Genomic DNA, 18,984 nt, shown 5'->3' on the forward strand with positions numbered 1-18,984 from the left:
TGCATCATCTCCCTTTGATTTGTAAACCTAGTATCTCAAAGTTGCGATGACACACCTGTCATCAGTCCGTCACTTCCCCTACACGCTGCATGATCGTGAACGGCACAGAACCGTCAAAGTAATAAGAAGTGACATTCCGTTTAGAACTTGTAATAATGATTTCAGGAATACCCAACTCTGTTAATCTCCGTCTTAAACGACGGATTCGTTGAATATAAGTATTTTTCTCCGTTTGCGAAATCCCATAAACCTCGAAAATTTCTTCCAGTGACAAAGGATTGTCAGAAGAACTATGTAACAAAAACTTTTTAAGTAAGTCCGCAAAATCAGTAAGAACGACTTCTTTCGTTCCATTAAAGCTTAATGATTCCGAGCGATCGGAAAAATAAAGTATCATGTGATTCTCAACGTAGCCTTCTTCGTAAAAGTCATCACAGTTTTCCTTGGAGCAATATCTGGTTTCTTCATTTGTCCTCATCATAAAAGCATGGTTGGTTAAGTACGTTTCATTCTCATTAATCACATCATAAAACGGGGACGTATCGTAACTATCCAGAACACGGTATTCTATTTCAGGCAGTTTCTTCAAACGTTCATTTGTCTGTTTGGCAATGAATAAGGCACTGTTCACTAAATACAAATGAGCGTGATACACCTGCTGGGAGTTTAATAACCACGTCTTCGTGTTTTTATCACTATGTGCATCAATTGCAGATTGAAAAAATCCGCTTGCATCATGATAATCTCTACGTTTGTACGCTATAAAACCAAGGCGGTAATTTACTACTGGATTTTTCCGATCTAATGATAACGCTCGTTTTAACGCAGTATACGCATCTATATCATTCTTCTGATAGGACATTTTCATATAAGTTCCGAACTTAATGAGATCAGTTAGCAGCTTGCTTTTTACGTACTCTGTATACTTCATATCATTCAGATCATGACTTATTTTTCCCTTTTTATACGCTTTACGGTAGTAGGCCTCATATAAATTAATCCGCTCCCTGAAATGCCCATCTTTTACCTCATCTGGACCTTTTTGCTCGAGATTAGATTCAGCCTCTTCTAACTCTTCCAAAGTCATATTAGTGTATTTCATATAAAAATTACCTCCTCTTTGAAGCAGGGGACGGTTCTCTGCTTCACTCCATCACTTCGGAAACTGCACGTTCAGCTGATTGAAGTGCTCCTTCAAGATGCCCCCCATGTTCTGAAGAGGTTTCCGTCCCGGCAAAAATGATTTTCTTTTTCCACGAACTAAAAGTTGCCGGTTGACCATAGTTGGGAAAATCGCTAATCGGTGCGGAGTCTTCGCCAACCGCTGTTTCAGAGTCAATAGACCAATCCTTGTATAAGAGAGAAATCGGTTTTTCAGCTAACGATCCAAAGAGACGTGTCAACTGATTAACGACAATTTCGAGAACTCTTTCTTCACCAAGCTCTTGGCGCATCTTTGCGGATATTCCAAAGAAACCAAAAAGTGCCCCGGATCCTGAATCCGGTGATGCATCATGAATTTCCTGCAAGGGACCTGCCCAGCTCATAACCTGGCCGGATAGTCCGTCTTCTCGCCAAAAAGGACGATGATAAATCGCAACCACCTTGGCCTGTCCCGCCATCCACGTGGGCTTGTCTTGTAAACTCGTCATAAGCTCGGTGGGGAGAGGTGGGGAGAAGGCTATGCGACTCGCCACAATACGGGGCGGTAATGCTAAGATCACAGCTCTTGCACGTATACTTTTCTTCTTTCCATCAGCGAGGTCTGCTTCAAGACTTAGCTTTCCTGCTTCATCCATATTTATTGTTGTCACAATCGTTCCTAATTCAACCGACCCCTGGGGAAGAGTTGCCGCTACGGCGTCAATAAGGGACTGAACTCCATCACTAAGCCGAACCGAACTTTGGGTAGCTCCTTCTGGTAGCTTATGTCGCTCAAGAGGTTGACGTTGAGATCGCTCGAGAAGGATATCTCCATCGGTATGCTGAACGAAAGTCCGTAAACCAAGTTCATATACTAGACTAGAAATAATAGGCTCCTTCTGTGGCCAAAACCATGTTGGTCCCAGGTCAAACTTACCAATGTCAGGCCTGTCCACGGAAGATTCACTTAAAACTCTGCCTCCAATTCGCCCTCTTGCTTCTAGTACACAACACTCGATACCCTTTGAAGTAAGCAAAGAAGCCGCACGAAGGCCGCTTAAACCAGCCCCAACAATGATAATAGGATCACTCATATTCATACCTCCAATCGCTGTGTGTTCTATATGTAGCTATTATTCTAATCATAATTTCTTTAACATGACCAACCACATAAATGTGAGTGATTGTTTAAGTTCTTTTGGAAAGTGGGAGATCGTTTTTTCGTCGACTCCTTGTTTAAAGACACCTTCCCCATCAATGATTTCCCAGCCGTTTTCTTGTGCTAATTGTTCGAATTCCCATGGCATCATTGTATTGCATATGACAGATTCCCCATAAAGCCGGTTATAGCTATTCGCTCGTGGTGCTGCTGTTGGTCCTAGTATTCCTAAGCACAATAAATGATCTTTTTTTACTATTCGGTGCATCTCATCTAATGCTTTTAAAGGATGTTCTGTCCACTCGATCGAGTTAATTGCCATTAACCCTGAGAACGTTTCATCTTCAAACGGCAATGTTGTTAGGTCACCTTGTACAAAATTCACCCGCTTATTTCTCTCTTCTCTTTTTGCAGCTTCAATCATTTCCTCCGATAAGTCTACGCCCGTCACTTGAAATCCAGCCTGTTCCAACTTGTAGGACCCATATCCATCCCCACAACCTAAATCTGCTATAAAAGTACCTTTAGGGAAGTGCTTTTGAACAAAGGGAACAATAGACTTTCGGCTACCAGTTTCCCACATTCCTTCGCTGCTTTGATTCCAAAAGTCAGCCTTCTCATCCCAAAGACTTTTTGCTTCTTTATGCCAATCAAAAGAGCTCATTCTCTCACATCCTTCTTCTAGATCTATGATGCAGGGGACGGTTCTCTGCTTCATCATTTAAATGGAAAATGGTTTTCACTAATCTACTCGTAAATTAAGTGTTCTAAAGCGATTACCCTTTGTGGAGCAATCACTTTTTTGTGTTAAATTACTGAAAGTAACCGACTACCAAAACAATCAGATACATTGGAACTGCAACGATTATCATCCCTGCAAGTAAATAGCTAATTGACCATGAATAAATTTAAAAATATCGTACAGAGAGCTCCAGCTAAATCATCAATAAATCTCCACATTGAAAGTCCCTCTTGCAACACAACTTGCAAATACAAAAATGTTTTTCTTATATATGTACATATTTAGTCCATTCAAGTTACCTTGATAATCTCTACTCTATTTCCAAATGGGTCTCTAAATTCAAACCTTTCAAAATTAGGAATAGGAACCGAATCTAAAACCTTAATGCCATTTCCCTCCAATATCTCTCTCCAATAAGAAACATCTTCTACTTGATAGGCCAAATGGGCTTTCGTAGTCAGTCGGTCAAACCCTTCTTCTGTTCCTACATGTACCTGTGTCTCACCAACTTGCAACCAAAAACCTCCGCGTCCTTTTAGAGAATCAGGCTTTTCAACTTTTTTTAGTCCTAATACGTTACAATAAAAGTTTTCAGCTTCCTCTTCCTCACCTTTAGGAATAGTTATCTGTGCGTGATGCAAACCAATAATCATAAAATTTCCTCCCATAGTTAAGCGTAAAAATACATTAATGAATCGATGAACATGTTGAAATTTAAAGTATATTTCTTCCAAACCTTATAATAATATTAACATAAATACCCAGTTCAGTTTAGGGATCGGAAAGATGAAGAAAACATTACCATCCCTTCATGCATAGAATTTCAATCAATTTGCCCAATTGAGAATGGGACACTTATTTCTCTATGATACAGTAGTAGTTTTACAAAGTCATGAGCAATCAGAGTTAAAGTTCCATTGTTTTTGGAGTTGAAATATTATTCAGAGCTATTAATTTTCACTAAAAGAAATCTTCACGAAACCGTTCAAATTGTTGAACCCATGTCTTTGAAAATGAATTGGGAAATTTATGTTAATATGATAATAGTAAATGTGAAGGTTTGTATTCTTACTACGTATAGTGCGTTTTTACGGTAAATTATTATACGAGGGAGAAGATGTTTTGAACAAATACTTTAAAATTACACTTGGTATTTTGGGTGTCATCTTGTTAGGAATTGCACTACTTGTAGCTGTCTTTGTGTTAGAAATGAAACCAGATAATGATGCAGAAGAAAAAGTAAATATCCAAGCAGAGCAGTATTTAGAAGACAAATTTAATGATAGCTTCGAGATATATGATACTTTGTATGATAATATGGGGAACTTTGAATTTGAATATGCGGCTAAGGTTAGAGATAAGAAAACGAACACACAATTTTTAGTTTATCATAATGATGAAACAGACCAAATGGTTGACACATACATTGCTGACAAATGGGCGGATGATTTAGAAACTGAAATACATCCTTTTATTAGAGAAAATTTTGGAAATTCAACTGATTCCTTTGTTTTCTTTATTAATGAAAATATAGGGCAAGAATTAGGTATTGACCCTCTTAATCCTAGAAGTTATATAGAGTTTGATGTTGCACCTACTATTCGTATTTCTGTTCCCCGAAAAAGGACCAATGAGGACGGAAAAATTCTAAATGAGTTTATATCTCACCTAAAAAACGAAGAAGAATTACAACATGGTTCAGTTATTTTGGAGTATATAGCTGAAAATGGCGAAATTTTAGATGATGAATGGGGGAAAGAGTTTTAGTTAGACATTTTCATGGATTAACGGCGCAGAGGATCTAGCTTCTAAAAAGTAGATTAATAGGTAGAGAAAGGGGGTGCTGTGTTAACTGAAGAAAATGTAAATTTTTCTCACGAAAAGTTTGGAGGAATTTGATGCTTCATAATTCACAAAAGTGTATATCCGCACGTCCTTGATGTTATCTCATTGGTAAATGCGGTGGTATCAAGCGGTAATCTTGATGCCATCGTTGGTAAAATAATAACAGATATATACATTCCGATGGCCGTTATCAGGGTAGAGAATTTTATTATGATTTTATATCTGTTATATTTAATTGGAATCAAAAATAACCCCATCCGTTGTTTGGACCTTTAAAGGTTCAATTATCTCATCGACTCCTATCATAATATAAGGTCGGTGATTTTGATTATCACCGTCGACAATTTGTACCGTGATTTCAGTTGCCCCCCATTTACTTACTTTTTCCACCTCGATTTCTTTACCTAGATATTCATTGTTTAATGATAGAAAAATTTGTTTGCTTCCCTCGGAAATTGTAGAAACTCTATAATAGTTTTTTGCCATCGTTTCATCTTCAACAAAAGGGGTTTCTCCCTTCTCAATAATCCAATAATTGTCTTCTAAATAAATGATTAAGGCAATGGATGTCAACAGTATGATTGGTAACACGACAAGACTTCCCTTATCTATTTTGTTCAACCTTTTTTTATCAACCTTACGTACTAATAATTTTAAAATCAACGTTCCTCCGACTGCAACAGAGAGAATGCTCAATCCCAAAAATCCATACCCCATTCCCCCAAATCCTCCTACGACTGTAAAACCGTAAACGGTAACAGCGACTGCAGCAAAAAAAGTAGTTAACGGTGCTAAGTAAAATCTACCGGTTTTTTTCGATGCTATAAACGTAAATATGAAAATAATTAATCCAGAATAGATACCAAATAACATGATCTGATACATAAAAATCCCCCTATAAAGATGTAAATAACTTTAATACATAAACAAAAAATAATATAACCATTGTATCTGTAGCTAAAGAAAACCAGAACCATCTTCTATTAAAGAATGTTGCGGTGAAAACTAGTAAAAATATGATTGCTGGTAAATAAAATAAGAATATACCTGATTGAATATATTGGATAGCTGCCATCGGTGATGATTCCCACACATAGAAATCGATACTAGTGAAAATGATGTAAAAGAGAATGATGAATCGAACAGCTACAAGTAGTAATTTAAGTCCTTTGTTGAATTGGACTAACTTTTTAAGTGGTTTGGTCTGAACATCTTCAGCAATAGAAGATTCCGGGAAATTCTCTTTAAAATCAACTACTCGTGAATACAAACGTTGACATTCTGTACAAGTATTAACATGATTTAAAACAACTTGCTTTGGCTCATTATCTAGATCGTTAATATTAGGTATCAACTCTTGAGATAATAAGTGTAACTTAACATCTAACATGCTTGCGTTTGAAACCAAGCCTCTTTTTATCTATTTGTTTTTGAATATTTTCATATGAATTTAGGGAACTAGGTTTTTTATTATCCCTTTTGACTTCTACTATACCTACTTCCCTAGCGGTCACAACAGCTTTTTCATGCAGTGGTAAATAGGAAGTCGCCACGGTGTAAATAAAATTATTCATAGACACTTTCGTTCTTTCCGGCGAATCATGAATAGAATGTTTCACACTATCAAGCATAGCGGAAATCTTGTTTTCGGCAAATTCATTGTCCTGGCGGTTCCCTAAAAGCCAGCAGTAGCAACTCCAACCCGCTGACATTCTTAGCTCGTCACCACTTGCAATCCATTTATCAGCAACGTCTTGTGCAATATCTGTCTCTGATAACGTTACTGCCACTACATAATCAGATAGCACATAAAAATACGCTTCATCCATCCAACGCTCAAAATCCGACTCAGTCATAGCTTTTGGATCTGCAATAATACCTGCAAAATACATGGCATCATAGTTACCTGTAGCATAAAGTTCTTCAGCTAAACGTTGATTTATTTTTATTTTCTTATCGATTGGTTTCATAGCACCTGTAGCAACGCCAAAAAGAGGCTCGTGAGCACCATTGGATAGGTACATTTTTTTCGTTCGTTCCTTACCAAGAGATTCTAGCTCCTGCATAACTGTTTCGAAATCCATAGTTTTAGACTTCCTTCCTTATTCCTTTTTAATTGTAACCAACTAGTTTATGTATTAAGTCTCATACACCGATATTTTATCATTATCGAATCTTAGTATTTTGCCACTTTAACAAAAGACATTCTATAAAACCTTACACCAATTCTAACATAAATATCCAGTATATTTGGAAGTTTAATTCCAATAAATGACCCTATACACAAAGAAAGAGCACAATTCCTCACTTCAGAATTACACTCTTTCTTGGCATACAAACTTATGTATTTAACTCTTTCCTTAAAGACTTAATTGCTTCCATTACCTCTTGAATATTTTCTTCGCTATTCATTTCATTACGAGCGTGGAGTAGAACAGGCCTTACTGATTCGACAGAGCGACCAAATTCATACATCCAATCATATCTTGGTACCATCCAAGTATGGAAATGATGAGATGTATCTTCGTTATAAAAATAATAAACATAATCAATTCCTAAAATATCTCTTTGAGCCTTCCTAATCCTTGATAAAACCTTAATATAATCTATCTTTTCATCTTCTGTTAATTCATCAATACATTTGACATGCCGTTTAGAAGCTAATATAATTAGCCCTTTTATGGGATATGCAACATCTTGATGCGCGTGGAAATACTCAGTTTCTAGGACCACATTACCATCTGGTTCGATTAGTCCACTTGTTAACGCACAACTTAAACACTCTACTTCTACTGTTTTAGCATTAGACAAGGTTATTTCTCGCACATACTTCTCCTCCTATTCTATGTACGTCACTATAGCTACTGATCATAAGAAAATAGTTTAATAAAATACCTGTTCAGCTCTTGCTCCTCTTTAACTGATCTAAGTTTAGCTTTTTTCCAGCAGTTTTTTAATTGTTCTAATCTGTCCACGATGGCTAATTTCGTCCTCCATTACGTGAAACCATAAATAGTAATTATTATAAGAAACACCATTAACCCATTTATTCTCTTCAAAATAACCAACTATCTTTTTTCGATTTCAAATAGGTTAATGTATTTTCTCTGACTTGTGATAATGCATCTAAATAATAATCTATAGAATGACTTCTAAGTAATCCGTAGTTTTCAGTTCCACTAATTTGGCCGTTTTCAATCAATGCAATACTTAAACCATTTACACGATAATGTTCCATTCGTTCCTCAATGTTGATATTTTTAATTTCATAGTAACCACCTCAAATGTTAATAAATTACATACTAACATTGTAACACGAACAAACGTTCTGTAGTTGGAATATTGTGTTTTTTCATAGTTGCTTTTTATTTGTTCGATGAATACAGCAAGTTAAGTGAAAATTTTCACAATGTCAATTAAATGAAATACATAAGAACGTTCCTCTATACACAAAAAAGAACGCAATTCTTAGTCCAAAGTTGCGCCCTCTAATTGATTAATCTTTGAAACGTTCATTGTCTAATAAAGTCTACGTGCTGATTTTTCCTTATAGATTCCCGTTTTTTAAAACTTTGCATGGTACCTACTTAACAAGAAACTTCAAAATATAAGATAACAGAATACTTGGTTGGTCTTCTTGAACTAAGTGGCCCGCTCTTGGTATAGAAACAAAACTTGAGGTTTTAATTTTTCCATGTAATTTTTGACCTTTTTCAATGGGTACCCAAGTATCCTCTTCTCCCCATATAATTAATACTGGCTTGTTTATCGTGCTGTAAACAGGTTCAATTTCATCAGTATACTTTTGACTCGCTTGTGCTATTTGACGATAAAAAGCTTGCTGTCCAATAGAGCCTAACCAGGGATCTTTTATCCCATTTAAGGTTTCATTGTCCATCTCTTTATACATTGCTCCCCGAACATACGTCGAAACCATTGCATCATGTATATATTCAGGTATCCCTTGAAACGCGGATTCGTACTTGTTTACGTGGGCGAAGAAAGGTGACCCCCAAGGTGCTATTGCTACTGGATCAATGAGTATTATTTTTTCAAAATTATGTTCTTCTAAAAGATGAGTTCTTAAGACAGTTGTCCCACCAAAGTCATGTCCAATCATCATTGGGTTTTTTAATTCCCAGAATTCAAGTAGTTCAGAAAGTACTTTATTTTGAACTCCTAATGAGACATCTATATCACCCTTCTCAGAATAACCATATCCAAGAAGGTCGTAGTAGTACACAGTAAACCACTGACTAAGTGCAGGAATAATATGTCTCCAATTAAAAGAAGACCAAGGGGTTCCATGTACGAGCACAACGGAGGGTCCATCACCTTTTATATCATAATTTATTTTTCCATATGTTGAGGAAAAGCTCTTGGTTAGTTTATGTTGTTCCATGAATCTTACCACCTTTCACTATGCTTAATAAGTACATCATTTTAACACAAAAATACCTTGTTAGTTCCAGAGCCTTACTTCACTATCTTGCCCTATTCCGGATAAATTGCTCGTATTGAGAACCAATCGATTTGGCAAAACAATATAATGTTTTTAATTACAAACCATGGGTTTAGCTTTATTCATTAAGAAATAGTAATCAGTTTTTCATCCATTAATACTTTTTTTCATTAAGTAGAAAATTATCTAGTATGTTACATTTCAATGGCTGTGATCATTTTAAGGGACTTTCAACAGTTTAAATACGATTGGATTTCATGACAACAAAAAAATGAAGCAGAGAACCGTCCCCTGCATATATAATTTAAAGGAATTCAACTTCCGGTTATTGAATAAGATAAATAAAGGAGATGATATATATCGGTTATAGTAAACTAATTAGAGAACAAGAAAAAGTAAATCAATTACAGCGTTGTATGAAATGTAAAAGAGTGTTAGAAAGAAATCAAGAAAAGGATATAGCGGTATGTGATGGTTGTTCCCGAAGAAAAGTTTCTAAAAAATAACTCTCATGAGTTTCGTTATGTATCCCGAAATGGATTTTTACACTTGGTAATGTGGTGAAAGTATATCTCTATTTGCACCACAATTGTGGTGCTTTTGGTTTGCAAAAATAAAATGGCATGTAAAAGAACTAACCCATTTTTTATAGTTATTTTAAAATGCTTGCTAAACTAAAGATTTCCCCGTTTGTTTAACTGGCATCTTCCACTATTTAGTTTTTCGTAGGTGGGTTTGTTGTCACATAAGTTTGTGCAATAAAGTCATGAATCGCACGTTTATCTTCTCGTATCCCTACCATAAAGGCACTTACAATCAGCCCAATTCCTAGTGTGAGAGTATAGGCAATTGTTGCTACGATAACTCTTAATATCATTGTGCCGATCCCAACCTTTTTCCCATCCATTCTAACTATACGATTTCCTGCCATTTTTCTTCCTATTGTGTACCCAGACCATAAAACAGGCAAAAACAAAGTATAGAAGAATCCTAATATGTCAGAAGGGTAATTTTTGTCACTATTATAGAATATTCCATAGAGAAAATATGAGATAATTCCTGTCACCAAAAATATAATGATAAAATCTAAAAAACTCGCTAAAAATCTGTTCTGAAAACCTGCTGGATTAGTAACTTCCATATTGACACTCTCCTCTCGTGAAGCAGGGACGGTTCTCCGCTTCATACCTGATTGGATTTCACTCGTAGAAATTCTTTGAAGATAGTGATTATCTTAACACTTTTGTCGTTATGGTTCTTCCTTCAATGTAATCTTTCACACTTTCTCGAATCATTACTTTCAACTCTGGATTAGCTGCTGCATCTGCAACAATCGTCTTCTTGTAAAACTATTGTAAATGTACCTTTTCCTAGAATAATGATTTGAGAACCAGAATTTTCTTTATCCATGATACTCTTTCAAAAAGTTAATGTTTCTTTCTTCAACACTCAAAGGAATCCCCCTTTTATAGCTAAATATAGATAGTTTTCTATATTAAAAACCTCACCAATTCTTGATGAAGGACACTTTCTTATCTTACCTTTAATTTTAACATTAATTTCCTTTTTATTGGATAAAAAAAGCATTCCTTGTTAAAGAAATGTCCCCCGATTGTGACACAACAGCTTGTAAAGCTCGTTCCACTAAACACTTCTTACTTTATATAAGCGAACATACATTTTTATATTGTTTACAATTTACGTACCTACAATATCTAAATAACGAATTTTCGAGCGTTTACAGTTAGGTAAAAACACGATTGATCGCTTCATAATAACAGCCAAAATGAAGCAGAGAACCGTCCCCTGCATCAATAGTACAATCTTTTTAATAATGATTCGCATAAACCATTATAAAGAGTTTTTCTAAAAGGCGGTAGATAACTGTGGCAAATTCATTAGAAGTCATTAGCAATTGGATTGGGGCTGTTAGTGCTACTATTGGTGCAATCGGACAAACAAACAAATTATTTGAAAATCATTATATAGGGCAACAATTATCAGTAATTGGAAAAGGTGGTCAAGGCGTAGGGAGTGCTCTTGTAGCTATTTTAGAAGACAATCCACAGGCGGAGGTTGGAAACTGGTTAATTGCAAGTGGAGCAAGTACAGTTGCTTATATAAATGCAAGGGAACTTCCTAAAGAATTTAAAAAAGATATTCTTAATCCAAAAAATCTTTTTGAAAACTTACAACAAAAAGATTTAAAAGATATTGAAAATAGGCAGATTGCTATTATTGGAAATGCAATGCAGTCAATCGGTGCCTATTTAATCGCAATAGAGAAAGAACATCCTAAAAAGGTATTAGGTCTCAAGGTACAATCCGTTGGCGCGTTAATAGAAGCAATCGGAGAATACAAGAAATTATACTCTCAGGAGGAAATAGCTCAACTGCTAGCTGTCTTAGGCGGATGGTTACAGTCGATTGGAACAACTTTAGTGGCTATTAGTGTTACAGAAGAGTATGAGCAACGAAAAACTTATGTGTTAAATAATTAGAAAACGTCTTTTATATACAGAGATTTACACAAAAGTTATTAATATTCAGTGCTATTGATAGCTAGTATCAAGAATCTATTATGCACATTTCAATGATTACTTTATTTCACTATCCTCCCGTTAACGTCATAGCAGAAACGATGACTTCCAGCGCTAACGCACCCGCTCCGTTAACTTAACAACTTATTTTAAAAAATCATCCATATTCCAATTCCAATTAGCATTGATAGTTTTTAAAAACTCATTAATTTGCTCTTTTGATAAATCTTTGTTTCCATTTTCCTTATTTGAATAAGACTTTAATGACCAAGTATCACCATATGGTTTTTCTGGTGCTTTCCACTGAACACCAATAATGTAATCCTTTTTATCTATTGTTACTTCAACTGAAAGTATATCTCGATGAAGTATAAAGTTCCTCATTTCCATTCCAACACCTCCATTATTAAATGTAATAGATAATCTAATAATCATTATTTGGGTATTCTGCTCGTTAGCTCAACTATGTACTTCCTTTACTACAATAGAAGTTTTCATATTCAGTAGTTTTTAGTCTTCATCCTTTTTAAAAACCTTCTTTATTCCTGAAGCAATAAGTACACCTATAAGACCAGCTATACTCATAGTGACAATATGTCCCCAATCTACTTCTCCGCCTTGCCATAGGCTAATTATAAACCCAGCTGTAATTACACCAACAACCCAAGTAAGCCAAAACTTTAAAGAATACAAAAAATCCCCCCTATCAATAAAACAGTTTTACGGGACCTAAAACTTATAAAAATACGATTTTCAGAGTTTGCAGTAGGCAAAAACATGATTGATCGCTTTCATAATAAGTGAAGCAGAGAACTGTCCCCTGCATCATTTCTTCTCATATATATTTACTGCTCTGACTAACCAATACAAAACAAGCCAAGGTAAAACAAATTTGGTAGTCCATTCAATAAAGCCTAAGACGATATTAAAATGATAACCGAAACTCGACAGAATAAAAACGAGAGATAGTACTAACAAACCGGCAATGATCGTATATTGTACCGGGCGTTTCAAATGTTGTCTTCTAACAAAATATGTAATCGTAATTAAAAATAAAATGATAAGCAATAACTCTAATAGTTTATACACCATCCAAGAAAAATTAAAATCCATTAAACATCCGCCTCCTTCGAAGATTAAACAGTAGTTAAGTAGTCAATTTTATTCACCTCACTACTGTTTTTATAAGATAACAGGTTAAACTTTATTTGTTTTGTTATTGAGCTTATAATCCTTTATTGAGTAAACTCCCAGTATTTTAATAAAATTATCGTCAGCTTTTTATGCTAACGCCAACTTATGTGAATAATTTCATTTTTTATTAGTATAAAATGTAGGCTAAAATTCCAAAAGTTACAGCAGTAATAATTGACTTTATCCAGATAATTTTGTTATCAATTCCAGCTTTCTTTTCTAAAAAGAATACATAATTACTAAGAAATACAAAACCTAGAAACGTTAGTCCATACCCTTGTGAATCATACACCAATGAGAAATATCTCATAATACCTAGTGCAACCATAACCATCGCAATTGAACCCAATACCATATTTATATATAGCAGTATATTTTCATTAGAAATTTCCATCCACCTCACTTCTTATTAAATAATTCTGCTGCGGTCAATAAGAAAAATACATTTTCTTGAGCACAGGAATCACACCATTAGTTTAACATCAATTTCCAAATAACTGTTTAACTAAAGGGATATATATCCAAATTTCTACTTCTGATAAAGTAGCAAATGCAAACTAATAAAATCTCTTCCGACAAAAAACACACCATATCAAAGTAATATGGCGTGGCGTTGAATTTATTTTATTTGAGAAAACATTGAACTCATCCTCAATTTGAACTTGGTTTATTGCTACATCCACACAACAAAAAATGAAGCAGAGAACCGTCCCCTGCCTCATTATATTCCGCCATACCTTCTTTTTCGTTGCTGGTATTCTTCAAGCGCATGTTTAAATTCCTTCTCGGAGAAATCCGGCCACAGTACATCGGTAAACAAGAACTCCGTGTAGGCCATCTGCCAGAGCAGGAAATTGCTTAGGCGTTTTTCCCCGCCTGTTCGAATAAGCAGATCGGGATTTGTCATACCAGCTGTATATAGGTATCCTGAAAACTGCTGTTCATCTACTTTATCAAGTGACAATTTTGCATCGTTTATATCGGCAAACATTTCTTTCATAGCAATCACAATTTCCTGTCTGCTTCCATAATTGAGCGCAATATTCAGCTGAAGACCGTCATTATCCTTGGTAGAGTCGATAGCATACTGTATCGCTTCACGTGTATTATCAGGAAGATCTTCCATACTACCGATTGCCTTAATGCGTACATTATTGGAGATAATATCTGGGAGATAAAAATGTAGAAACTCCTTGGGAAGTCTCAATATAAAGTCTATCTCGGACTTTGGACGTTTCCAGTTTTCCGTAGAAAATGTGTACAGAGTCAGAATTTTCACCTTGCATTTAGCAGCTGCCTTGACAATTTTTACGACAGCAGATAATCCTTCTTTATGGCCAGCAACTCTTGGCTTTCCACGCTTTTGTGCCCAACGTCCATTTCCGTCCATAATTATCGCTATATGTTCCGGTGTATTATCTTCCGAATAATGGAAGGATTCTTCCTGTTTTTTTTGATTGAAAAAAGGAATTTTCATTGCCATTTTTTATCCCCTCAAAATATTGTTGTCTTTTTCAATTACTCTCCGCTATCCCTACTATATTACCCTTGTGTTTCTTCGTCACTTTTGTATTCTAAAATATCCCCTGGTTGGCAATCCAACGCCTTACAAATCGCCTCTAAAGTTGATAGACGAACCGCCTTTGCCTTTCCATTTTTCAAAATAGAAAGGTTGGCCATTGTTATACCAACGCTCTCCGAAAGTTTTGTTACACTCATTTTTCTTTTAGCAAGCATCACATCAATATTGATTATAATCGCCATTTTATCACCTCAGACCGTTAAATCATTTTCAGATTTTATATGAATAGCTTCCCGTAAAAGTCTTTGGAGAACTGCAGCAAAGACTGCAATAACCAATGAAGCACCAATAATCACCATTCCAATTAATATAAGACCCGGTGCATCGTCCCACTCCGCAATGATATAAATAAGTGGCAGGGCTATCACAAACAAGCCACTTATTGTGATGGCACAGATTTTTATACGCTTTAGTGCTGTTACAGATAAGTCCGAGAATGCTTTGTTCTTATCGATATAACTTAAAAGTTTAAATGATTGGTACAATGCATAGCAAAACGGGATCATGGATACATACATAACAATTAAGATTCCAAATACCACATAAGCCAACTCTGCACCATTTTTTGCTTCTCCAAAAGCTTCAATCGCTATTTGTGGCAACAAAAAGATACATATAGCAAGAAACGGTATTCCAATAAGAAAAACAGCTATTTTTAAAAAGATGGTTGAACCCTGTTTCATAAAAAACACCTCACTTATTTATTTATAAATTTGATTTTAACAATTTATTTATCGTTTCGCAATAAATTTTTATCAACAATTTAATTTTTTTTATTGAATTGATAATTATTAAGCACAGAAAAAAGCATTCTTTATTACAAAAGAATGCTCTTTTCTCTAAACAAACTTTCAACTTTTTCTCTGCTAAAAGGTCAATCAGGCATTTTTTCTCTGTCGTCACATCGGTGTAGAGTTCTTCCGAAAAAATCTCTCGTCATTGAAATCAATCTTTTATCAATTTTCGATATTTTACTGCATCTCAAAAACTTGAATTATTGCTTCATTAATGCAACTAAAATGAAGCAGAGAACCGTCCCCTGCCTCAGAGACTCATTATTCTTTTATTTTCCCTACCTTAACTAATCGGGCTTTTATTGAGCTGTTTGTTCTTTTGTGAAGCTCGGCCAGTTCTTTAGTGGTTTTACCGTTATCAAAGGCATTAACCAGTAATTCTTCCTCTTGTTCATCCCACCCTTTTCCTGCATTTTCAGGCAGCCTTTTCTGCCGTTTATCACTTTTATCCATTTTTTCTAATCCTTTCACCGCCAAAAATAGAGCTCTTACAGTATCTGAATTTTGGTAGGTACTTTCTTGAGGAAATACTTCTCCAGTCTGCGGGTCAACGCCATTTGTTAAAAGTGTGATAATTTCTATTGCTTTTTTAATTTCCATATATCTCCCTTCCTTTCAAAAAGTCAGGAACGAAAGGTACCTTAATACCCCTGCGAGACGACGGTACCGAGTCCCTTTTTCTCATAAAAATGAATGCCAAAGATGCTATGGAGACATTGTTTTATACATGATTTGTTTGAAAAGAGATGATAAAAGGTGGTAGCAAATGATTGTGTGGATGCGGGTAAGTGTAGTTTTACCAGGAGCATTGATACATTAAATAGTGGGTTTTAAAATTGAAGTTATCCAGGAGGTTTTCTACTATTGATTTCGTTTCTTCAATCTGCATGTAATAGAAGTCATCATAGCCATAGTAACCAAAGAAACTGCCAGGCCTTGTTGGTAAAGAATCTTGAGGATTTTTCTTGTTTGTTAAAACCTTTAAACATAAGTTATAAAGGTCTTCCAAGTTTTGTTTTGTAACTATTTCAGTAAAACAAGGGTCATCTTCTCCATTACGAATGTTTTCAACAAACCAATTGTGAATCTGATTTGCTTTTCGCCAGTAGGCTACTTCTTCCATCAAACTTTTCCACGACATGTCGAATTCTTCAAAGTGTTTAATGTGTGGTTTCACTTTTTGGTAAATATCATTTTGTTTTTCTTCTAGTTCTCTTAAACGCATGTTAACTGAATGGATTTCAACATAATCCATCCCTTCAATTCTGGCTAATGAAAATAAATACATATCTAATCCCATTCGCAACTCTCCTTTTAATTTTTTTACAATTATCAAGCAAATAAATCTGTTATAGTTAATTTCACCCCCAATATCTGATATGTTAAAATATAGGAATTTTTCAACAGAATGATACTATTTTTTCTAGTAACTGATTCTTCTCAAATGGGACAAAAGTATTCTTCGTATCCTTAAACAGGTATAAATGCAGTAGGGACGGTTCTAGTTTGGCATGTTGTTCTAGTTGCGAGGAGAATGTGAGATTGGGAGAGACTCGGGATTAAGCTGGTCCACTGCCCACTTTGCCCTTCACTTTTGTAATAAGAGAATCCTCGTGTTTATCTCCCAGGGAATTGACACGGATTAGATCTCTTATCAGGTTAAGGGAATCTATTATATATCCTTAAAATAATTGTTTAATTCCATTGCATCATGAACAAATGATAGTATGACTCTTCTAAGTATGTGGTTAATAATTCCTTAAATAAACGATCATGGTCAATAGCCACTGGCAACCTCCCTTTTAATCGAACATACATTCCTATACCATTTATTATATACGGGACTTCCAAAATCTACAATACCCATTTTCGAAATTTTACAACATCTCAAAATCTTGATTTATTGCTTCATTAACACAATAAAAATGAAGCAGAGAACCGTCCCCTGCCTCACAAAGCGTGAAAAAGTTTTTTAAATTCACTTCGTAATTTTTATCAATATATAACCCTTATTATTAATATGCACTTTTGTATATAAGAACCCCTAATTCGACCAACCATTTCATAGCAACTGAACGGTAAGTATTCATTGGTTAACTCCTCCTTACTTAATCATTTCAACGTTAATTAGGATTGCAGGACTAAGTTTTTAGTCACATCTAGCTGAAAAATACAGCAAGATGTTTTTGGAACCTTATAAGTATGTTTTTTTCATATTGTATTGGCTGTCTGAAAATTATATTTTTCATAAAAATTAACTAAGGCGTCTTTCAATCCCCCATGACCAAACCTTACAGGATAAGTATCAAAGTGCACGCGTTTCAAAAATGTAATTATTATTTCTCTTCTCTCAACAATAGTTACTATACCTTTATCAAAAAACCACTGGTCGATAACATTATAGACCCCACGGTTGATACCATATATATTACAACAGTAATTAACAAAATGTAGATCTGGATAGTGTGGGAGTTTCATTTGAGTATCATACATTATAAAGATCACCTCACTTTCTCTTCTATGATTCTAAAAAGTCGCAAGGCATGATCATAATCATATCGATAACGAACAACTAAATCATCAATAGAAGAAGAAGCAAATACTCGTAAATCTCGCAAGTAAAATTTAACCTCCACTTCTACTTGTTCATAGTCCAAAGAGTTAAGAGAATCTAATAAACATATATCGTACACTTTTTTTGCTGCATCATGATCAGTTTCATTAACATGCATGATACCTTGATGAGTATTGTTTTGAGTTCTTACGATGATTCCGTATACCCCACATTGTAAACAAGTATCCTGGCTCTTCATCGTAACATTTGTATTTGGAAATGCATGTGTCTTATTCACATAAGGAATCGACTTTGTTAAGCCCTTAAATGATGTTATTACTTGTGGCTTTTTAAAACTCAATAATTTACTCATCGTTATATGTTCCATTCGTTCTTCTAAAGCAATCTGCTTTATCTCATCAACGTTTGCAATATCACCTTGGTTATTTAATATCTCACATATATAAGCATTGGATTCATAACTCTCCCTGTAAAATCGAACTAATTCAGATGCAGCCTCAGCAATATTTCGGTTGTTGAACAGTCCATATTTAGTATGGATAAGCGGAAACACATGACCTGGTCTATTAAATTCATACGATTGAGTTTGATCATTATTAAGAGCTTTTATTGTATCTGTCCGTTCTTGTACCGAGATTCCAGTAGTTACTGTCTGATGATCCACAGAAACTGTAAATTTCTTTCTGTTTTCACCACCTTCTCCCATAATAGGTAGCGACAACAGTTTTGCCTTTTCCTCACTGATGCATGCATAAATGAGCCCCTTGCCTTTTTTTATCATAAAGTTAATCTTCTCTGCTTCTATAGTATTAATATCACCGACAAAATAAGACACGTTTTCATTGAAATCATCTGTTACAATGACAAGCCTACCAAGTTGCAACTGCTTAGATAAAGTTTGAATGGAAGACATTATTACTCCCCCCCTTTTGTCCAAAATGTTTTAGT

Annotated in this window: 23 protein-coding genes and 1 pseudogene; 2 read left to right on the forward strand and 22 right to left on the reverse strand. The window is 35.1% G+C overall.

The annotated features are described in order from the left end of the window. Positions 1-61: 61 nt before the first annotated feature. The 4 genes from ACHABW_RS15640 to ACHABW_RS15655 form a co-directional block, all read right to left on the reverse strand. Positions 62-1,102 (reverse strand): tetratricopeptide repeat protein, encoded by a 1,041-nt coding sequence (locus ACHABW_RS15640; protein ID WP_435756478.1) that lies wholly within the window; start codon positions 1,100-1,102, stop codon positions 62-64. Between the two features lie 43 nt (positions 1,103-1,145). After that, positions 1,146-2,237, reverse strand: coding sequence for a flavin monoamine oxidase family protein (locus ACHABW_RS15645; protein ID WP_435756480.1), 1,092 nt, complete (start codon positions 2,235-2,237; stop codon positions 1,146-1,148). Positions 2,238-2,285: 48 nt separating this feature from the next. Further along, complete coding sequence (locus tag ACHABW_RS15650; protein ID WP_435756482.1) at positions 2,286-2,966, reverse strand: class I SAM-dependent methyltransferase; 681 nt, start codon at positions 2,964-2,966, stop codon at positions 2,286-2,288. Positions 2,967-3,334: 368 nt separating this feature from the next. After that, a complete protein-coding gene (locus tag ACHABW_RS15655) occupies positions 3,335-3,697 on the reverse strand; it encodes a VOC family protein (protein ID WP_435756484.1) in 363 nt (120 codons plus the stop codon). Positions 3,698-4,166: 469 nt separating this feature from the next. On the opposite strand from ACHABW_RS15655, the gene ACHABW_RS15660 reads away from it, so the two are divergent. Beyond that, positions 4,167-4,811, forward strand: coding sequence for a hypothetical protein (locus ACHABW_RS15660; protein WP_435756486.1), 645 nt, complete (start codon positions 4,167-4,169; stop codon positions 4,809-4,811). Between the two features lie 309 nt (positions 4,812-5,120). Here ACHABW_RS15660 and ACHABW_RS15665 read toward each other — a convergent pair whose 3' ends face one another. The 7 genes and pseudogenes from ACHABW_RS15665 to ACHABW_RS15695 all read right to left on the reverse strand — a co-directional run bounded on the left by ACHABW_RS15665 (position 5,121) and on the right by ACHABW_RS15695 (position 10,492). Next, the gene (locus tag ACHABW_RS15665; protein WP_435756488.1) at positions 5,121-5,774 is read right to left on the reverse strand and encodes a hypothetical protein; all 654 of its coding nucleotides are present in this window, start codon (positions 5,772-5,774) and stop codon (positions 5,121-5,123) included. 10 nt (positions 5,775-5,784) lie between these two features. After that, positions 5,785-6,297 (reverse strand): hypothetical protein, encoded by a 513-nt coding sequence (locus ACHABW_RS15670; RefSeq protein WP_435756490.1) that lies wholly within the window; start codon positions 6,295-6,297, stop codon positions 5,785-5,787. Then, positions 6,266-6,973: a DNA alkylation repair protein gene (locus ACHABW_RS15675; RefSeq protein WP_435756492.1), complete on the reverse strand. Its 708-nt coding sequence runs from the start codon at positions 6,971-6,973 to the stop codon at positions 6,266-6,268. Before ACHABW_RS15675 ends, ACHABW_RS15670 begins: the two co-directional genes overlap by 32 nt. Before the next feature lie 256 nt (positions 6,974-7,229). Then, positions 7,230-7,715 (reverse strand): HIT family protein, encoded by a 486-nt coding sequence (locus tag ACHABW_RS15680; protein ID WP_435756494.1) that lies wholly within the window; start codon positions 7,713-7,715, stop codon positions 7,230-7,232. 105 nt (positions 7,716-7,820) lie between these two features. After that, positions 7,821-8,034 (reverse strand): annotated as a pseudogene (locus ACHABW_RS15685) (hypothetical protein); the annotation flags it as partial. Positions 8,035-8,472: 438 nt separating this feature from the next. After that, the gene (locus tag ACHABW_RS15690) at positions 8,473-9,291 is read right to left on the reverse strand and encodes an alpha/beta fold hydrolase (protein WP_435756496.1); all 819 of its coding nucleotides are present in this window, start codon (positions 9,289-9,291) and stop codon (positions 8,473-8,475) included. 775 nt (positions 9,292-10,066) lie between these two features. Further along, entirely contained in the window at positions 10,067-10,492 is a 426-nt protein-coding gene (locus ACHABW_RS15695; protein ID WP_435756498.1) for an RDD family protein, read from the reverse strand. Between the two features lie 745 nt (positions 10,493-11,237). Between ACHABW_RS15695 and ACHABW_RS15700 the strand changes: the two genes are divergently transcribed. Then, on the forward strand, positions 11,238-11,852 hold the full coding sequence (locus tag ACHABW_RS15700) for a DUF6944 family repetitive protein (protein ID WP_435756500.1): 615 nt from the start codon (positions 11,238-11,240) through the stop codon (positions 11,850-11,852). 183 nt (positions 11,853-12,035) lie between these two features. Here ACHABW_RS15700 and ACHABW_RS15705 read toward each other — a convergent pair whose 3' ends face one another. From ACHABW_RS15705 to ACHABW_RS15755, 11 genes are all read right to left on the reverse strand, one after another. Further along, entirely contained in the window at positions 12,036-12,281 is a 246-nt protein-coding gene (locus tag ACHABW_RS15705) for a hypothetical protein (RefSeq protein ID WP_435756502.1), read from the reverse strand. A gap of 120 nt (positions 12,282-12,401) precedes the next feature. Then, complete coding sequence (locus ACHABW_RS15710) at positions 12,402-12,584, reverse strand: hypothetical protein (protein ID WP_435756504.1); 183 nt, start codon at positions 12,582-12,584, stop codon at positions 12,402-12,404. A gap of 132 nt (positions 12,585-12,716) precedes the next feature. Then, positions 12,717-13,004 carry a hypothetical protein gene (locus ACHABW_RS15715; RefSeq protein ID WP_435756506.1) on the reverse strand — a complete coding sequence of 96 codons (288 nt, stop codon included), beginning with the start codon at positions 13,002-13,004 and terminating at the stop codon, positions 12,717-12,719. A gap of 208 nt (positions 13,005-13,212) precedes the next feature. Continuing rightward, complete coding sequence (locus tag ACHABW_RS15720) at positions 13,213-13,479, reverse strand: hypothetical protein (protein ID WP_435756508.1); 267 nt, start codon at positions 13,477-13,479, stop codon at positions 13,213-13,215. 327 nt (positions 13,480-13,806) lie between these two features. Then, the gene (locus tag ACHABW_RS15725; RefSeq protein WP_435756510.1) at positions 13,807-14,568 is read right to left on the reverse strand and encodes an isoprenyl transferase; all 762 of its coding nucleotides are present in this window, start codon (positions 14,566-14,568) and stop codon (positions 13,807-13,809) included. A 59-nt stretch (positions 14,569-14,627) separates the two neighbouring features. Beyond that, positions 14,628-14,849, reverse strand: coding sequence for a helix-turn-helix domain-containing protein (locus ACHABW_RS15730; RefSeq protein ID WP_110935815.1), 222 nt, complete (start codon positions 14,847-14,849; stop codon positions 14,628-14,630). A 9-nt stretch (positions 14,850-14,858) separates the two neighbouring features. Next, positions 14,859-15,350, reverse strand: a complete 492-nt coding sequence (locus ACHABW_RS15735) for a DUF2975 domain-containing protein (protein ID WP_110935814.1) — start codon at positions 15,348-15,350, stop codon at positions 14,859-14,861. Positions 15,351-15,722: 372 nt separating this feature from the next. Further along, positions 15,723-16,061: a hypothetical protein gene (locus tag ACHABW_RS15740; protein ID WP_435756513.1), complete on the reverse strand. Its 339-nt coding sequence runs from the start codon at positions 16,059-16,061 to the stop codon at positions 15,723-15,725. A 196-nt stretch (positions 16,062-16,257) separates the two neighbouring features. Then, positions 16,258-16,761 (reverse strand): hypothetical protein, encoded by a 504-nt coding sequence (locus tag ACHABW_RS15745; RefSeq protein WP_435756515.1) that lies wholly within the window; start codon positions 16,759-16,761, stop codon positions 16,258-16,260. Between the two features lie 911 nt (positions 16,762-17,672). Further along, positions 17,673-17,954: a hypothetical protein gene (locus tag ACHABW_RS15750; protein ID WP_435756517.1), complete on the reverse strand. Its 282-nt coding sequence runs from the start codon at positions 17,952-17,954 to the stop codon at positions 17,673-17,675. Between the two features lie 8 nt (positions 17,955-17,962). Then, complete coding sequence (locus ACHABW_RS15755; RefSeq protein WP_435756519.1) at positions 17,963-18,949, reverse strand: 3,4-dihydroxy-2-butanone-4-phosphate synthase; 987 nt, start codon at positions 18,947-18,949, stop codon at positions 17,963-17,965. Between the last annotated feature and the right edge of the window lie 35 nt (positions 18,950-18,984).

This window comes from Salipaludibacillus sp. CF4.18 (assembly GCF_051262595.1).
GTDB lineage: Bacteria > Bacillota > Bacilli > Bacillales > Salisediminibacteriaceae > Salipaludibacillus > Salipaludibacillus neizhouensis.

Excerpts from the sequence above, each read along its gene's own strand:
- ACHABW_RS15730 (WP_110935815.1), bottom strand. The coding sequence starts at position 14,849 with ATGGCGATTATAATCAATATTGATGTGATGCTTGCTAAAAGAAAAATG.
- ACHABW_RS15655 (WP_435756484.1), bottom strand. The coding sequence starts at position 3,697 with ATGATTATTGGTTTGCATCACGCACAGATAACTATTCCTAAAGGTGAG.
- ACHABW_RS15705 (WP_435756502.1), bottom strand. The coding sequence starts at position 12,281 with ATGGAAATGAGGAACTTTATACTTCATCGAGATATACTTTCAGTTGAA.
- ACHABW_RS15725 (WP_435756510.1), bottom strand. The coding sequence starts at position 14,568 with ATGGCAATGAAAATTCCTTTTTTCAATCAAAAAAAACAGGAAGAATCC.
- ACHABW_RS15745 (WP_435756515.1), bottom strand. The coding sequence starts at position 16,761 with ATGGGATTAGATATGTATTTATTTTCATTAGCCAGAATTGAAGGGATG.
- ACHABW_RS15740 (WP_435756513.1), bottom strand. The coding sequence starts at position 16,061 with ATGGAAATTAAAAAAGCAATAGAAATTATCACACTTTTAACAAATGGC.
- ACHABW_RS15735 (WP_110935814.1), bottom strand. The coding sequence starts at position 15,350 with ATGAAACAGGGTTCAACCATCTTTTTAAAAATAGCTGTTTTTCTTATT.
- ACHABW_RS15720 (WP_435756508.1), bottom strand. The coding sequence starts at position 13,479 with ATGGAAATTTCTAATGAAAATATACTGCTATATATAAATATGGTATTG.
- ACHABW_RS15695 (WP_435756498.1), bottom strand. The coding sequence starts at position 10,492 with ATGGAAGTTACTAATCCAGCAGGTTTTCAGAACAGATTTTTAGCGAGT.
- ACHABW_RS15645 (WP_435756480.1), bottom strand. The coding sequence starts at position 2,237 with ATGAGTGATCCTATTATCATTGTTGGGGCTGGTTTAAGCGGCCTTCGT.
- ACHABW_RS15650 (WP_435756482.1), bottom strand. The coding sequence starts at position 2,966 with ATGAGCTCTTTTGATTGGCATAAAGAAGCAAAAAGTCTTTGGGATGAG.
- ACHABW_RS15640 (WP_435756478.1), bottom strand. The coding sequence starts at position 1,102 with ATGAAATACACTAATATGACTTTGGAAGAGTTAGAAGAGGCTGAATCT.
- ACHABW_RS15665 (WP_435756488.1), bottom strand. The coding sequence starts at position 5,774 with ATGTATCAGATCATGTTATTTGGTATCTATTCTGGATTAATTATTTTC.
- ACHABW_RS15690 (WP_435756496.1), bottom strand. The coding sequence starts at position 9,291 with ATGGAACAACATAAACTAACCAAGAGCTTTTCCTCAACATATGGAAAA.
- ACHABW_RS15675 (WP_435756492.1), bottom strand. The coding sequence starts at position 6,973 with ATGGATTTCGAAACAGTTATGCAGGAGCTAGAATCTCTTGGTAAGGAA.
- ACHABW_RS15750 (WP_435756517.1), bottom strand. The coding sequence starts at position 17,954 with ATGTATGATACTCAAATGAAACTCCCACACTATCCAGATCTACATTTT.
- ACHABW_RS15755 (WP_435756519.1), bottom strand. The coding sequence starts at position 18,949 with ATGTCTTCCATTCAAACTTTATCTAAGCAGTTGCAACTTGGTAGGCTT.
- ACHABW_RS15715 (WP_435756506.1), bottom strand. The coding sequence starts at position 13,004 with ATGGATTTTAATTTTTCTTGGATGGTGTATAAACTATTAGAGTTATTG.